We start from the raw sequence: 14,289 nt of genomic DNA on the forward strand, positions 1-14,289 counted from the left end.
TAAGAGTGCCCCCGAAGTATCTGGCGACCCAATATGTTTGAACGTCGTATCCCCGAATGGCTGCGCCATGCGCCCGCCCCCTCTGTAAGGGGTTTTGCCACTATGGCCGGGTTCGAAGCGATCACCCGGGGGATGCTGATTTCGGTCTTTCCCGTCGCCATGTACCAAGCGCTTCAGGACGCCGCCCGGATCAGTTTCATCTATTTCATCATCGGCATCCTGTCCCTGATCACCGGATTGCTGATCCCGTTTCTGGCGCGCTATGTGCCCCGGCGCTGGCTTTATTCGTTCGGCGCTTTGGGATTTGTCACCGGCTGCACATGCGCCATGATCGGAACCCCCGAAACGCTGGTTCTGGCGCTGCTGTTGAACTCGATGGCGACGGTGACCACCTTCGTGTGTTTCAACGCCTATGTTCTGGACTACATCGCCCGGATCGAACTGGGGAAATGCGAAACCCTGCGCATGGTCTATTCGGCGGCGGGCTGGACGGTCGGCCCGGTTCTGGGCGTGTCTCTCTGGACCTGGTGGCCCCCGGCCCCGTTTCTCGTCTCGGCCTTTTCAGCGGCGATCATGCTTGTCGTGTTCCTCTATCTGCGGCTTGGCAATGGCAAGCTGATCACGCGGGCCAAGGCACCTCCGCCCAATCCGATTGCCTTTCTGGGCCGGTTCTTCCAGCAACCGCGGCTGGTGGCGGGCTGGCTGTTTGCGGTGATCCGGTCTTGCGGGTGGTGGGCCTATGTCGTCTATCTGCCGATCTTCGCCGTTGAAAACGGCTTTGGCGAACAACTGGGCGGCGTGTTGTTGTCGATCACCAACGCGGCCTTGTTCCTGTCGCCGGTGATGTTGCGCTTCATTCAGGCCAGTTCGATCCGCTATTCGGTCAGGATCGGCTTTCTGGCCTGCGCCGTCCTGTTCACCTTCGCCGGTGTCGGAGAGATTGCGCCATGGCCTGCGATTGCCGCTTTGTTTGTCGCAAGCTTCTTTCTGATCCTGCTGGATATCTGTGGCGGGCTGCCGTTTCTGATGGCGGTGAAACCCTCCGAGCGTACCGAGATGTCGGCGATCTATTCCTCGTTCCGCGATGTTTCCGGGATCGCCACACCGGGGATCGCATGGCTGGTTCTGCTGGTCGCGCCGATCTCGGGCATCTTTGCCGCCACCGGGGTCGCCTGTCTTCTGGCCTGGGGGCTTGCGGGGCAACTGCATCCGCGTCTGGGGGCGTCACGCCTGAAACCGCTCGATGCTGACCCGGACCCAATGGCAAACCTGGCCAAAACCGCAGAAAGCTGACAGGCAATCGCGGCACCGGTCGCGCAGTTGACAGCCCAAGGCGGAACGCTCCTATATCGACATTGAGACAGGACAATCGCGAAAGGGTCTTCTCCATGCAGATATCCGCCATGCTCAGACGGGCCGCTCAGATAAATCCGAACGGGGTCGCAACGATCTTTCAGGATCGCCAGCAAAGCTGGAGCCAGATGCTGGACCGGGTTGCGCGGCTGGCAGGCGCACTTCAGGCACTTGGAATGAAGCCGGGGGATCGCGTGGCCTTGCTGTCGCTGAATTCCGACCGGTTCATCGAGTATTTCTTTGCGGTCGTCTGGGGCGGCGGTGCGATGATGCCGATGAACATTCGCTGGGCAGCGCCGGAATGCGCCTATGCGCTCAGCGATGCCGGAGCAGAGATCCTGATCGTGGATGAGGCCTTCAAGGGCATTGCACTTGACGTGAAATCTCAGGTCGCGGGGCTGAAAACGCTGATCTATTGCGGTGATGGAGACACGCCCGAAGCCATGCTGAATTACGAAGAGATTCTGGCCGCCGCCGAGGGGGTCGAGGATGCAGGGCGCGGTGGCGATGATCTGGCGGGCATCTTTTACACCGGCGGGACCACGGGCTTTCCCAAGGGCGTGATGCTGTCGCATACGAATTTCTATGTCGGCGGGATTTCCAATGCGCATGAGCTGAACATGAAGGACGGCGAGATCTATCTGCACGCCGCCCCGATGTTCCATATCGCGGATCTGATCTGGTTCAGTGCGATCACCTTCATGGCAGGTACCCATGTGGTGATCCCGATGTTCACGCCTGATGGGACGCTGGCCGCGATCGAGTCCCATCGCCCGCGCCAGACCTTGCTGGTGCCGGTCATGTTGCAAATGGTGTTGCAGAGCGACAAGCTGGCCAGCACCGATATCTCGTCCTTGCGCCAGATTGCCTATGGTGCCTCCCCGGTCACCGAAGCGGTATTGATCGATGCGTTCGAGAAATTCCCCAACGTCTCGTTCATTCAGGCCTTCGGGCAGACCGAGCTGAGCCCGGTCGCGACCTTCCTGCCCACGGATTATCATGTTCTGGACGGGCCAAAGGCAGGCAAGCTGCGCGCCGCAGGGCGACCGACGCGGGTCTGTGAGATCCGCGTGGTCGACGAAAACTGCGTCGAGCTGCCGCGCGGTGAGGTTGGCCAGATCGCAGTCAAGGGGCCGATCACGATGCTGGGCTATTGGAACAAGCCCGAGGCGACGGCCGAGACGATCCGCAACGGTTGGGTTCTGACCGGCGATGCAGGCTACATGGACGCGGACGGGTTTGTTTTTCTGATGGACCGGGTGAAGGACATGATCGTGTCGGGCGGAGAGAATGTCTATTCCGCCGAGGTCGAGAATGCGATTGGTCAACACCCCGCCGTGGCAACCAGCGCGGTCATCGGCATTCCAAGCGATCAATGGGGCGAAAGCGTGCACGCCATCGTCATCCTGCACCCCGGTGCCGAGGTGACGGCCGAGGCGTTGCAGGCGCATTGTCACACGCTGATCGCAGGTTACAAATGCCCGCGCAGCATCGAGTTTCGCACCCAGCCATTCCCGCTGTCAGGGGCGAACAAGGTGCTCAAGACCGAATTGCGCAAACCGTTCTGGGAGGGGCAGTCGCGCCAGATTTCCTAGGTCTTGGCCCTCAACACCCGCGATTTTTGGAAAAATCGCAGGTGCAGGGGAGGGCGGTCATCCGGGAAAACCGCCCGGATCCGGTGTCAGGATGCGTCGCCTTCCAGCTTGTCTTGCGTGCGGGTCTCAAAGTCCGACGCGTCATGGCGCTCGCGCAGCTGCGTGTGCAACTCGCCAAAGGCACGGTTCACCATCCGGCCCCGGCTGACGGCGGGGCGGGCATCGATCTCCTTGGCCCAGCGCATGACATTCTCATAGCTTTTCACGTCAAGGAATTCGGCCGCCTCATAAAGACGACCCAGCACCAGCTGGCCATACCAGGCCCAGATCGCCATATCCGCGATCGAATATTCATCCCCAGCCATCATCCGGTTTTCGGCCAGGTGCCGGTCAAGAACGTCAAGCTGGCGCTTGGTTTCCATCGCAAAGCGGTTGATCGGATACTCCCATTTTTCCGGAGCATAGGCATAGAAATGACCAAAGCCGCCGCCCAGATAGGGCGCGCTGCCCATCTGCCAGAACAACCAGTTCATGCATTCGGTGCGCGCCGGTTGATCTACAGGCAGGAAGGCTCCGAACTTCTCGGCCAGATAAAGCAGGATCGAACCGCTTTCGAACACGCGGGTGGGCGGCGTGGTCGAATGATCCATCAACGCCGGGATCTTGGAGTTTGGATTGGCCGCCACAAACCCCGAGCCGAACTGATCTCCATCGCCAATATTGATCAGCCAGGCGTCGTATTCCGCGCCGCCATGTCCCAGCGCCAGAAGCTCTTCCAGCATCACGGTCACCTTGACCCCGTTGGGCGTGGCCAGCGAATAAAGCTGAAGTGGGTGTTTGCCGACCGACAGCTCTTTCTCGCTGGTCGCGCCCGCAATGGGACGGTTGATCGAGGCGAACCTGCCGCCGCTGCTTTGATCCCATGTCCAGACTTTGGGGGGCGTGTATGTATCGCTCATTTTGGTGTTCCTTAAGGGCTTGCGTTGGATGGCAACATAAAGCCTTGCGCCGGGAAGTGTAGGCGTGACGACGCGGGACAATCCTTTCGGGCAGAAAAATGCGACAGTCACCGGCTGCACAGAAGCCCGGCCAAGCCTGTTTGCGCGAAACCGCATCAGACGCAATGGCGTGTTCGGGGCCAAAGCAGGTGTCGCAGTGCCTGGCTGATCTGGGTCAGCGCCATCCAAGCCGGGCCTGCTATTGTAGCTGACCTTACAACAATAAAAATCGGAGGAACTGATGACTTATTCGAGTATCTCGAATTGGACCACGACTGAGTGGAATGATGAACTGGAAGCTATCGCGCGAGACAAGTTCGTCCCGCTCATCATGGGTGTCGGTGCTTCGCGGGTGCAGATGGTCCGTACGGGCGGCCACAGCTTCAGCGTCATAACCGAATACGCGGACGAAGCCGCTGCAAATGCGGCCCAAGACAGGATCGCGGAAATCCGGGCCAAGGCGGCTGACGATTTGCCCATGACCATGAGTTCCACTGCCGCCGGCGGCGTATTCGCGCAGGGCTGAGCGGCCAGCGATTTTCGCATGCGAAGGGCGCAAACGCCCGGTCTGCCAGCCGGACGTTTCTTGGCGCTGCCGTCAAAACCGGAGTGCAAACCCTGCGCTGTCGCGCCCTCTGGGCCAGGGTGCCGGTCAGCCAATCACCAAGCCAGGCAGGCGGGCTGGCCGTATCGACTGTTGGCGAGGTTAAGGTAGCGCCGCAGTTTGACGAAAAGCCCGGCAGAGAGGTTGAACTCTGCCAGGCCCGTTACGTCAGAAATCCAAATCAGAATTGATAGGATGCACGGATCGTGAAGGTATCCGCATCCGCATCCACACCGGCTGCGTTGCCAATGTCATCAAAGCTGTGCATCAGGTATTCGCCGCTCAATATGAACTGATCTGTCAGTTTGTAGGATAGACCAAGACCCCAGAAATCGCCCGATGCACCACCCAATGACGAGTCGAGTTCAGCATAACCGACTGTGGCATAGAGAAGCGTGTTGCCGAAATCGTAACCACCACGCAGCTTGGCGCGCCAGACGGAATCGAGTGACCCGACCGTTACACCAGCGGCCACCAGGTCGGTGATTGTCCAATCATAGTCAAGCTCGGCACCGATCACCCAGAGGCCAAAGTCATAGTTGTAACCTGCATGCACACCGTAGGTGTAGTCATCGCCATCGGTGCCAGTCGCAAGACTTTTGCCTGTCACGTCCAAGTATCCAAACTGACCACCCGCATAAAAACCGGTCCAGTCGCCACCGGTTCGGACGGGTGCCGCTACCGCCACAGCAGGCGCAGGTTCAACCACAGCCTCGTTCAGATTGCCGGCAAATGCCGGGGCTGTTGTCGTTACCATCGCTGTGAAAACAGCGGCTGTACTCAAAAGATTTCTCATTTTCATCTCCGTTTGGTGGCCCCATTTCGAAAGGCGATTTGATCCTGGCTCTCGAACGTCCAAGGCGGGGCCAGGACGTGGCTGATCTTTGAAATCAAAGCTGCAACATCTCGTGCCGTTTGCAGCGATCGAGGACAGGAATGTCGTAGGTCGCGGTTATCTCTGCGTCGGCATGGATATGGACGAGCTGGTTCTCCAAGACGCTTTGTGCGGAAAGCCGCCAAACCGGCACTGGATCGTATCGGGCGCCGTCGCTCCGGGCGGTGCCGGGGTGGCGGATTCATGGTCTTTGGCCGTGGCCGCACCACCGGCGATCACGCTGTAAACGCGTGCGGACCCTTCTGGCATCGAGGGAAAGTAGTTTCTCATTCTGACCTCTATGCGTTGTGCTCAGGAAAGACTCCTGAGGGCGATCAGCCAAATCGCCCTCAACTTGTTCTTTGCTTACCATGCTGGCAGTTTTGCGCGTTGATCCAGATTAGCGCCGCCGCGCTTCGCGCGATAAACCTTGGTTGGCGAAAGCTGACCTCGTTGACCCATCTGCCATTTGACACCTCTGAGGGAGGTGACGGGCTTACCCAAACCGCGACACGCAGACGCCACGCCTTCCAAACCGCAAAGAAAAACCCCCGCAGGCAAGGCCTCGGGGGTCGATCTGTTTTCGTGTCGGCAAAGCCGGGAAAGGTGACTTACATCATCCCTTCGCGTTGCGCTTTTTTGCGAGCCAGCTTGCGGGCACGCCGAACCGCTTCGGCTTTCTCGCGTGCTTTCTTCACGGACGGCTTCTCGAAATGTTGCTTGAGCTTCATTTCGCGGAAGACGCCTTCACGCTGCAGCTTTTTCTTCAGAGCCCGAAGGGCCTGATCGACATTGTTGTCGCGAACACTAACCTGCATGTGGTTTTCACCACCTTTCTAAGTTGGGTTGCAAGGATTTGCAGGAAGTGGCCGTATAGCAAAGGTCCCCTATGTTGTCTAGTATGACGCGTTGCAGAAATTGGAGCCAGACATGACCGAACTGAAAACACAGCTTTTGGACGCGGCGCTGATGCATGTCCCGTTCGACGGCTGGTCCGAGGCGGCGTTTCGTGCGGCTGTGGCGGATCTGGGCGCGGACATGACCGCCGCCCGCGCTGCGTGCCCGCGCGGCGCGCTGGATCTTGCGGTGGCCTATCACAAGCGCGGTGATGCCTGGATGCTGGAACGCATCGCCACCGAAGACATGTCGGGCATGCGGTTTCGCGACAAGATCGCGGCGGCTGTGCGGTTTCGTCTGCAGGCCATCGACGACAAGGAAGCGGTGCGACGGGGCACAACGCTGTTCTCGCTGCCCCATCATGCGCCCGAGGGGGCCAAGCTGATCTGGGGCACGTGCGATGCCATCTGGACAGCTCTTGGTGACAGTTCGGATGACATAAACTGGTACACTAAACGGGCCACCCTGTCGGGGGTGTATTCTTCGACGGTGCTGTACTGGCTGGGCGATGACAGCGTGGATCATCAGGCGACCTGGGACTTTCTGGATCGCCGGATCGACAACGTGATGCAGATCGAACAGATCAAGGCGCAGGTGCGCAAATCGCCGGTTCTCTCGAAGATACTGGCCGGTCCGACCTGGCTGGCGAGTCGGGTCAAGGCACCGGGGCGCAGGCCGCCATCCGACTTGCCCGGAAGCTGGGCCGCGCCGCGCGACTGAATCATCTGCCGCGCATCTTGCCCGGTCGGGACAGTTTCGAGCCCGCTTGGCAGGCCAGCTCTGAGCTTGGCCGGGGATTGGGCCGTTTCATCACCGATAGAGCGACAATGCAGAGATATTCGCATAACCGCACAGGGTGCTTTTCGTGCGGGTTTTACGGTGATACGCAGAGCCGGAAGATAAGGAACATGACATGACCGAGATGATGCACGCCGTCGAAATCACCAAACCGGGTGGACCGGATGTTTTGCAGCTGACCCGGCGCCCGATTCCAAAGCCGGCATTCGGCCAGGTGGTCATCAAGGTGGCCTGGGCCGGGGTGAACCGACCCGATGCGTTGCAACGCGCAGGGGCCTATGCGCCCCCACCGGGGGCCAGTGATCTGCCGGGTCTCGAGGCCGCGGGCGAGATCGTCGCCCTCGGGGCCGGCGTCTCGGACTGGGCGGTGGGCGATCATGTCTGCGCGCTTCTGCCCGGTGGAGGATATGCCGAATATGTGGCGACAACGGCCAGCCATTGTCTGCCGGTGCCCAAGGGCCTGTCGCTGAAAGAGGCGGCCTGTCTGCCCGAGACCTGCTTCACCGTGTTTTCCAACGTGTTCACCCGGGGCGGTCTGAAAGCCGGAGAGCGGTTCCTGATCCATGGCGGATCCAGCGGCATCGGCACCACGGCGATTCAACTGGCCCATGCCTTCGGTGCGCGTGTGTTCGTCACCGCCGGGTCGGATGAAAAATGCGCCGCCTGCCTGGCGCTCGGGGCCGAGCGGGCCATCAATTACCGTGATGAGGATTTCGTCGAGGTGCTGAAGGCCGAGGGCGGTGCCGATCTGATCCTCGATATGGTTGGCGCAGACTATATCCCGCGCAATATCAATGCCCTGGCCGATGACGGGCGGCTGGTGCAGATCGCATTCCTGCAGGGGCCCAAGGTCGAGTTGAACTTTGCCCAGCTGATGATGCGCCGCCTGACAATGACGGGCAGTACATTGCGGCCCCAGTCGGACCTGGCCAAGGCGCGTATTGCGCAGGATCTGCGCGAGGCGGTCTGGCCTCTGCTGGAGGCGGGACGGGTGCGCCCGATCATGGATTCCGAGTTCCCGCTGGCCGAGGCGTCAGCGGCGCATGCGCGCATGGAAGGTTCGGGTCATATCGGGAAGATCGTTCTCGAAGTGGCTGGCGGGTGAATTTGGGTATTTTGAACCAGAAAGAAGCAGGGGAGAGCGAGAATGGCCAAGACAGCAATCATTGAAGCGGCCGGTGGGCCGGAGGCGTTCAAGCTGGTGGATCGTGAGGTTGGAGAGCCGGGGCCCGGCGAGCTTCGGATTCGCCATGAAGCCGTGGGGCTGAACTATATCGATGTCTATCAGCGCAGCGGCCTGTATCCGATGCAGTTTCCCCATGCCCTTGGCATGGAAGCCGCGGGGATCGTCGAGGCCGTGGGGGACGGTGTGACCCATCTGAAGGCAGGGGATCGCGCGGCCTATGCGGCGACCCCTCCGGGAGCTTACTGCGAGGCGCGCGTGATGCCCGCCGCGCAGGTCTGCCCGGTGCCGGACGGGATCGCCCTGGAGACCGCGGCGGCGATGATGCTCAAGGGGATGACGGTGGAATATCTGTTTCACCGCACGACCCCCTTGAAAGCCGGAGATACGGTTCTGTTTCATGCAGCCGCCGGTGGTGTTGGCCTGATCGCCTGCCAATGGGCGCGCTCGGAAGGGATCACGCTGATCGGGACGGCGGGAACGGACGAGAAATGCCGGTTGGCACTGGAACATGGTGCCACGCATTGCATCAATTATCGCAGTGAGGATTTTGTCGCGCGGGTGCGCGAACTCACCGATGGTGCGGGCGTTGATGTGGTGATGGATGCCGTTGGTGCGGATACGTTCGACGGGTCTCTGGATTGCCTCAAGCCTCTGGGGATGTTGATTTCCTTTGGCAACGCATCCGGCCCGGTGGCACCGTTCAACCTGGGTATTCTGGGGGGGAAGGGCTCGTTGAAGGTCACCCGTCCGACGCTGTTCACGCATATTGCCAAGCACGAGGATTGCCAGGCGATGGCGCGGCATCTGTTTGACAAGGTGCTGAAAGGGGATGTGACGATCCGCATAGATCAGCGTTTTGCGCTGGATCAGGTGGCCGACGCGCATCGCGCCTTGGAAGGGCGTCAGACCACCGGATCGACGGTGCTTTTGCCTTAACGCACCGGGGTGAACACCGCATCCCTGAGGGTGCAGTCGCGCACCACGTCCTGTCCGCAAGGGACCGGGTCGAGATCACGTGACAAGCAGAGGCGGGCCTCTTGTATGTGCCCGTCTTTGCAGGTGATGGTGATGCCGTCTGGTTCCATCCCGGTGTTTTCCTTGAGGAACGCCTCTTCGACGACAGAGGCCGGGAGTTTTACGGTGCGATCAAGCCGGCGGAAGATTTCGGGGCGGGTGACCCGACCGTAGGCTTCGCGTGACAGGGCATAGTATTCCGCCGCCGACAGTCCCGAGCAGCTGCCGTGCTTTTTCCACTGGTACCAGGCAAGACCGGCGGTGCCCATGATATCGGCCATCGCTGCCGTCATGGCGCGGGGGGGCGGGCGCTCGGCGGTTTGGCAGAAGGCCGGCCAGCCGCGGTGATATTGAGGCCAGAGCCCATGCAGGATCCAGCCGTGATCGTGGCGCGCGTCGCATTGATCCGAGCCGCGCGCGTCACCTTCAAGGGCGCACCAGTTGGGTGACCAGCTGAGCGCCAGCACATAGTAGTCGAACTGCCCCGCGGTATCATCCGCGCGCCCGCCAAGGGGCAGGGCGATCAACAGGCTTGCCCAGAGTGTCAGTACCGCGGCGCGCATTCTCTCTTTCCTTCTGGCGTCTGGCTGACTATACAGCGGCCAAGTTCCCCGACAATGGAAACCGTTCTGCCTCGCAGGACAGCCAATTCCAGGCGACGGGAGAGATTTGCGCAAAGGAGACGCGACATGGCAAAACCGTTGATGGCCAAGGCAACTGCTGTTTGGCTGGTGGACAACACGACTCTGAGTTTCAAACAGATCGCGGATTTCGTCGAAATGCATGAGCTGGAGATCCAGGGCATTGCCGATGGCGATGTTGCCGTTGGCGTGAAAGGGTTTGACCCGATCGCCAACAACCAGCTTACGCAGGACGAGATTGATGCGGCCGAGGCCGATCCTCTTCATGTTCTCAAGCTGAAGTTCAATGCATCGGCTGTTGGTGAGGAAAAGCGTCGCGGTCCGCGCTATACGCCCCTGTCCAAGCGTCAGGACCGCCCTGCATCGATCCTCTGGCTGGTCAAGTTCCATCCCGAGCTGACGGATGCCCAGATCTCGAAGCTGGTCGGGACGACCAAGCCGACGATCCAGGCGATCCGCGAACGCACGCATTGGAACATCTCGAACATTCAGCCGATCGATCCTGTGGCTCTGGGCCTGTGCAAACAATCCGAGCTGGATGCGGCCGTGCAGAAGGCCGCGGCCAAGAAAGCCAAGGAAGGCGTGGTCATGAGCGATGACGAACGCCGCATGCTGGTCTCGACCGAGCAGAGCCTTGGCATGGATACGGAACCCAAGATTCCAAGCGCGATCGAAGGGCTGGAAACCTTCACGTTGAGTGGCTCGACCGACTATGAGCCCGAGCCTGAAGCGGCGATTGCGGATGCTGAGAGCCTCTTTAACCTGCCCAAGGGTGGCAGGCATGATGACGAGGATGATGACGACATTTGACCTGTCGGTTCATTGACCGGTTTGACCCCGGCCTGCCAGTGGCAGCGCCGGGGTTTTTTGTGACCGCGCGGTATCATGTGTGATCCGGCCTGTGTCGCTCAAACAGCGGCTGCGTGGGTCCGCAAGAACGGCAACCACTCGGACAGCACCTGCTCGGGGCATTCTTCGGCAAGGTAGTGCCCTCCGGGCAATGCGTGTCCGTCCACCTTGCTTGCCCGCAAGCGCCAGAGCGCAAGACAGTCAAAATGCGCCTCGATCGCGCCGTTCCGGCCCCAGAGGGCAAGAAGGGGCATGCTGAGCTTTGACGGGTCCGCATCATCCTGCGCGATATCCATGCTGGCCGCGGCCCTGTAGTCTTCGCATGTGGCATGTATGCTGGCAGGGTCGCGGAAGGCAGAAAGATATTCCTCCAGCGCCTGTCTGGCGAAGGGCGTCGCGCCTGCCAAGCCCGAACAGCATTTCTTGCACCAGAACCAATCCGGGTCGGCCTGGATCAGCTTTTCGGGAAAGGGCGCGGGCTGGATCAGCCAGTACCAGTGCCAATAGGCCGTGGCAAAGGCGGTGCCTGCTTGCGCGTACATCTCACGCGTGGGTGCGATATCCAGAATGGCGAGCGCGGCGACCCGTTCGGGGTGATCGGCGGCAAGGCGATGGGCCACGCGCGCGCCGCGATCATGGGCACCGATCACAAAGCGCGGGTATCCAAGGGCTGCCATCACCTCGACCATGTCGGTTGCCATGGCGCGTTTGGAATAGGGGGCGTGATCAGGAGTGCTTTCGGGTTTGAACGACCGGCCATAGCCACGCAGATCGGCTGCGATCACCGTGAACTCCTGCGCAAGGGCAGGTGCCAGGCGGTGCCACATGGCACTGGTTTGCGGATAGCCATGAAGCAGGAGCAGGGGCGGACCCGAGCCGGCGATGCGGCAGAATATTTCGCCTTGGTCGAGCGCGATCAATCGCTCCTGGAACCCGTCGAAAAAACCGGGTGCCAGGGGCGCGTTTTGCACGATCAGCTCTGGGTGAAACGGGTCTGCCATCTGTGATCAAAATGACGCTTGTTGGCCGGCGTTGCAAATTTTTCATCACGTTGAAATTAACTCTTGCACGACTCATCGTTTGAGCCCAAATGGCGCCTCACAGACGCCAACGCACGCGCCTCTGGCCAAGCCTTCGGTCTTCGCGTTTATGTAGCGACGGTAACGTCTCTGATTGTTTAACCCTACCCTTTGATGGGCGGTTCTTTTGGAGATGACCATGAACGCTTTTGCTGGCGGCGCTTTCAGCGCGGTGCCTTCCCGTGACTCTGCCCTTGATTACATCGCTCAGAACAGCTTTGAGCGCCCGACGCTGGTGATCGATAGCGCTCGGGTTGGCGAGCAGTATGACGCGCTCAGTGCGGGTCTGGCCGATGCGCATATTCACTATGCGGTCAAAGCCAACCCGGCACCCGAGATCATCCGCCTGCTGGTCCAGCGCGGGTCTGGCTTTGATGCCGCAAGCCGCGCCGAGATCGAGCTGTGCCTGGCCCAAGGTGCCCGCCCGGAAAAGATTTCCTTTGGCAACACGGTGAAAAAACCCAGCGATATCGCCTTTGCCTGGGCAATGGGTGTGCGCCTGTTCGCGGCGGATGCCGCTGCCGAGCTTGAGAAGATCGCAGCGCATGCGCCGGGTGCTCAGGTCTATCTGCGCGTGCTGGTGGAAAGCCAGCTGGCAGACTGGCCGCTGTCACGCAAATTCGGATGCGCGCCCTCGATGCTGCCCGAGTTGCTGGACATGTCCGTCGCCTTGGGGCTGCGTCCCGTGGGGCTGTCGTTTCATGTGGGAAGCCAGACCCGCGAGTCGGCATTCTGGGCCCCGGTTCTGGACCAGATGGTACAGCTTTGGGACCGCGCGCGCGCGTCAGGTCACGATCTGACGCTGCTCAATATTGGTGGTGGGTTCCCGGCGTTTTACGACCAGCCGGTCGAAGCGCCACGGGCCTATGCGGCCGGGGTCATGGCGCAGGTGCGCGCGCGTTTTAGCGGGATCGACGTGATGGCCGAGCCGGGGCGCGGGATGGTGGCAGAGGCCGGACATATTGCCGCCGAAGTTCTGCTGGTGTCGCGCAAATCGGACGATGATCTGCATCGCTGGGTCTATCTGGACATTGGCAAGTTCTCGGGGCTGGCGGAAACCATGGATGAGGCGATCCGCTATCGCTTTGATACCGCCCATGACGGAGGGGATACGGGCCCCTGCATCCTGGCAGGCCCGTCCTGTGACAGTGCCGATGTGCTTTACGAAAAGCGCCCGGTGAATCTGCCGCTGAACCTGCGCGCCGGGGACAGGATCGTGATCCGCAACTGCGGAGCCTACACCACGACCTATGCCTCTGTGGGCTTCAATGGCTTTCCACCACTGGACGTCATCGTTCTGTGAGTTGAAGGCACGTCGCCTGCTTTGGGAGGGGCAGGCGACGGAGGCTGAAATGACCGGGATCAGCCGGTCTGGCGGCGCGTGATGAGCAGACGCAGCCATGGCGTCAGGGCGAACACCACCTGTCCGCTCAGACCTGTCAGCCCCGGCGGGGTAAAAAGCTCCGAGGCGAAGGATGACAGTGTTCCCCCCAGTATGAGGGTCAGCCCGATTTCCCCGGCAATCAGCAACACGAACCCGGTCGCGCCCATTTTCAGGCGCGCGGTCGGCGTGCCAAGCCTGTCCTTTCCGCGGGTCAGAAAACCGGCCGCCCACCAGGACAAAGCCAGCATGACCGGCAGTTCGATCACAACCGCGATCTGGCGGCCAAGGGCGGGTTCCAGCACCAGCACGCGCAGCGTGCCAAGCATAAAGCCTGCAGCAAAGATCAGCGCAAAATATGAAAGCCCTGCGCGCAGGGCGGTCATGGTCTCAGCCCGTGTCACAAGTCCTTGCGCGCGCGCAGGGCGGCGCTGATCGTGCCATCATCAAGGTAGTCAAGTTCGCCACCGATGGGTACGCCCTGCGCCAGAGACGTGAGGCGACACTGACCATTCAACTGATCGGCGATGTAATGCGCCGTGGTCAGCCCATCCACAGTTGCATTCAGCGCAAGGATGACTTCGGTGATCCCTTCTGTCGCGACGCGGTCCCGCAGGCGGGGGATGCGCAATTCATCCGGGCCGACGGCATCCAGGGCCGACAATGTGCCGCCCAGCACATGGTATCGGCCCTTGAAGACCCGCGCGCGCTCCATGGCCCAGAGGTCTGCCACGTCTTCGACAACGCACAGCTCGCCGGTGGCGCGCCTGTCGTCCTTGCAGATATCGCAGATGTCGCCGGTGCCGATATTTCCGCAGTTGAGGCATTCCCGCGCGGTCGCCGCAACGGTTTGCATCAGATCGGCCAGTGGAATCAGCATCAAGGCCCGTTTGCGGATCAGATGCAGCACCGCGCGCCGCGCCGAACGCGGGCCGAGGCCGGGCAGTTTGGCCATCAGCTCGATCAGCGCGTCGATATCGGTGTTGCTGCTCATGGGTTTCCTGCGCGGCCTGCCGGTAT

Annotated in this window: 16 protein-coding genes; 9 read left to right on the top strand and 7 right to left on the bottom strand. The window is 60.9% G+C overall.

The genetic code is table 11. The features are described from left to right. The first annotated feature begins 33 nt into the window (after positions 1-33). Entirely contained in the window at positions 34-1,293 is a 1,260-nt protein-coding gene (locus WAO69_RS14525; protein WP_422180376.1) for an MFS transporter, read from the top strand. Positions 1,294-1,388: 95 nt separating this feature from the next. Beyond that, positions 1,389-2,948, top strand: coding sequence for an acyl-CoA synthetase (locus WAO69_RS14530; protein WP_422180378.1), 1,560 nt, complete (start codon positions 1,389-1,391; stop codon positions 2,946-2,948). Between the two features lie 86 nt (positions 2,949-3,034). On the opposite strand, the gene yghU is transcribed toward WAO69_RS14530, so the two are convergent. Further along, entirely contained in the window at positions 3,035-3,907 is an 873-nt protein-coding gene (gene yghU / locus WAO69_RS14535; RefSeq protein WP_422180381.1) for a glutathione-dependent disulfide-bond oxidoreductase, read from the bottom strand. Between the two features lie 280 nt (positions 3,908-4,187). Between yghU and WAO69_RS14540 the strand changes: the two genes are divergently transcribed. Beyond that, positions 4,188-4,472, top strand: coding sequence for a hypothetical protein (locus WAO69_RS14540; protein ID WP_422180383.1), 285 nt, complete (start codon positions 4,188-4,190; stop codon positions 4,470-4,472). A gap of 259 nt (positions 4,473-4,731) precedes the next feature. On the opposite strand, the gene WAO69_RS14545 is transcribed toward WAO69_RS14540, so the two are convergent. Then, positions 4,732-5,307, bottom strand: a complete 576-nt coding sequence (locus WAO69_RS14545) for an outer membrane protein (RefSeq protein WP_422180385.1) — start codon at positions 5,305-5,307, stop codon at positions 4,732-4,734. A gap of 151 nt (positions 5,308-5,458) precedes the next feature. Between WAO69_RS14545 and WAO69_RS14550 the strand changes: the two genes are divergently transcribed. After that, positions 5,459-5,671, top strand: coding sequence for a hypothetical protein (locus WAO69_RS14550; protein WP_422180387.1), 213 nt, complete (start codon positions 5,459-5,461; stop codon positions 5,669-5,671). A 364-nt stretch (positions 5,672-6,035) separates the two neighbouring features. Here WAO69_RS14550 and rpsU read toward each other — a convergent pair whose 3' ends face one another. Beyond that, positions 6,036-6,242, bottom strand: coding sequence for a 30S ribosomal protein S21 (gene rpsU, locus WAO69_RS14555; protein ID WP_422180389.1), 207 nt, complete (start codon positions 6,240-6,242; stop codon positions 6,036-6,038). Between the two features lie 112 nt (positions 6,243-6,354). On the opposite strand from rpsU, the gene WAO69_RS14560 reads away from it, so the two are divergent. From WAO69_RS14560 to WAO69_RS14570, 3 genes are all read left to right on the top strand, one after another. Beyond that, positions 6,355-7,041 carry a COQ9 family protein gene (locus WAO69_RS14560; protein WP_422180391.1) on the top strand — a complete coding sequence of 229 codons (687 nt, stop codon included), beginning with the start codon at positions 6,355-6,357 and terminating at the stop codon, positions 7,039-7,041. Positions 7,042-7,234: 193 nt separating this feature from the next. After that, entirely contained in the window at positions 7,235-8,224 is a 990-nt protein-coding gene (locus WAO69_RS14565) for an NAD(P)H-quinone oxidoreductase (protein ID WP_422180393.1), read from the top strand. A 42-nt stretch (positions 8,225-8,266) separates the two neighbouring features. After that, positions 8,267-9,241, top strand: a complete 975-nt coding sequence (locus WAO69_RS14570; RefSeq protein WP_422180395.1) for a quinone oxidoreductase family protein — start codon at positions 8,267-8,269, stop codon at positions 9,239-9,241. Here WAO69_RS14570 and WAO69_RS14575 read toward each other — a convergent pair. Continuing rightward, on the bottom strand, positions 9,238-9,882 hold the full coding sequence (locus tag WAO69_RS14575; protein ID WP_422180397.1) for a ribonuclease T2 family protein: 645 nt from the start codon (positions 9,880-9,882) through the stop codon (positions 9,238-9,240). The two genes, WAO69_RS14570 and WAO69_RS14575, sit on opposite strands and share 4 nt — an antisense overlap. 126 nt (positions 9,883-10,008) lie before the next feature. Between WAO69_RS14575 and WAO69_RS14580 the strand changes: the two genes are divergently transcribed. Continuing rightward, on the top strand, positions 10,009-10,770 hold the full coding sequence (locus WAO69_RS14580) for a DUF1013 domain-containing protein (RefSeq protein WP_422180399.1): 762 nt from the start codon (positions 10,009-10,011) through the stop codon (positions 10,768-10,770). Between the two features lie 98 nt (positions 10,771-10,868). Here WAO69_RS14580 and WAO69_RS14585 read toward each other — a convergent pair whose 3' ends face one another. Beyond that, positions 10,869-11,810, bottom strand: a complete 942-nt coding sequence (locus WAO69_RS14585; RefSeq protein WP_422180401.1) for an alpha/beta fold hydrolase — start codon at positions 11,808-11,810, stop codon at positions 10,869-10,871. Between the two features lie 217 nt (positions 11,811-12,027). Between WAO69_RS14585 and WAO69_RS14590 the strand changes: the two genes are divergently transcribed. Then, positions 12,028-13,191 carry a type III PLP-dependent enzyme gene (locus WAO69_RS14590; RefSeq protein ID WP_422180403.1) on the top strand — a complete coding sequence of 388 codons (1,164 nt, stop codon included), beginning with the start codon at positions 12,028-12,030 and terminating at the stop codon, positions 13,189-13,191. Between the two features lie 59 nt (positions 13,192-13,250). Here WAO69_RS14590 and WAO69_RS14595 read toward each other — a convergent pair whose 3' ends face one another. After that, positions 13,251-13,655, bottom strand: a complete 405-nt coding sequence (locus WAO69_RS14595) for a hypothetical protein (RefSeq protein WP_422180405.1) — start codon at positions 13,653-13,655, stop codon at positions 13,251-13,253. Positions 13,656-13,669: 14 nt separating this feature from the next. Next, positions 13,670-14,263, bottom strand: coding sequence for a recombination mediator RecR (gene recR, locus WAO69_RS14600; RefSeq protein WP_422180407.1), 594 nt, complete (start codon positions 14,261-14,263; stop codon positions 13,670-13,672). Positions 14,264-14,289 lie beyond the last annotated feature (26 nt).

The sequence above is a fragment of the Aestuariivita sp. genome (genome assembly GCF_049276915.1).
Lineage (GTDB): Bacteria > Pseudomonadota > Alphaproteobacteria > Rhodobacterales > Rhodobacteraceae > Aestuariivita.

Excerpts from the sequence above, each read along its gene's own strand:
- WAO69_RS14545 (WP_422180385.1), bottom strand. The coding sequence starts at position 5,307 with ATGGTAACGACAACAGCCCCGGCATTTGCCGGCAATCTGAACGAGGCT.
- rpsU (WP_422180389.1), bottom strand. The coding sequence starts at position 6,242 with ATGCAGGTTAGTGTTCGCGACAACAATGTCGATCAGGCCCTTCGGGCT.
- WAO69_RS14590 (WP_422180403.1), top strand. The coding sequence starts at position 12,028 with ATGAACGCTTTTGCTGGCGGCGCTTTCAGCGCGGTGCCTTCCCGTGAC.
- WAO69_RS14530 (WP_422180378.1), top strand. The coding sequence starts at position 1,389 with ATGCAGATATCCGCCATGCTCAGACGGGCCGCTCAGATAAATCCGAAC.
- WAO69_RS14575 (WP_422180397.1), bottom strand. The coding sequence starts at position 9,882 with ATGCGCGCCGCGGTACTGACACTCTGGGCAAGCCTGTTGATCGCCCTG.
- WAO69_RS14595 (WP_422180405.1), bottom strand. The coding sequence starts at position 13,655 with ATGACCGCCCTGCGCGCAGGGCTTTCATATTTTGCGCTGATCTTTGCT.
- WAO69_RS14570 (WP_422180395.1), top strand. The coding sequence starts at position 8,267 with ATGGCCAAGACAGCAATCATTGAAGCGGCCGGTGGGCCGGAGGCGTTC.
- WAO69_RS14540 (WP_422180383.1), top strand. The coding sequence starts at position 4,188 with ATGACTTATTCGAGTATCTCGAATTGGACCACGACTGAGTGGAATGAT.
- WAO69_RS14580 (WP_422180399.1), top strand. The coding sequence starts at position 10,009 with ATGGCAAAACCGTTGATGGCCAAGGCAACTGCTGTTTGGCTGGTGGAC.
- WAO69_RS14525 (WP_422180376.1), top strand. The coding sequence starts at position 34 with ATGTTTGAACGTCGTATCCCCGAATGGCTGCGCCATGCGCCCGCCCCC.
- WAO69_RS14565 (WP_422180393.1), top strand. The coding sequence starts at position 7,235 with ATGACCGAGATGATGCACGCCGTCGAAATCACCAAACCGGGTGGACCG.
- recR (WP_422180407.1), bottom strand. The coding sequence starts at position 14,263 with ATGAGCAGCAACACCGATATCGACGCGCTGATCGAGCTGATGGCCAAA.
- WAO69_RS14560 (WP_422180391.1), top strand. The coding sequence starts at position 6,355 with ATGACCGAACTGAAAACACAGCTTTTGGACGCGGCGCTGATGCATGTC.
- yghU (WP_422180381.1), bottom strand. The coding sequence starts at position 3,907 with ATGAGCGATACATACACGCCCCCCAAAGTCTGGACATGGGATCAAAGC.
- WAO69_RS14585 (WP_422180401.1), bottom strand. The coding sequence starts at position 11,810 with ATGGCAGACCCGTTTCACCCAGAGCTGATCGTGCAAAACGCGCCCCTG.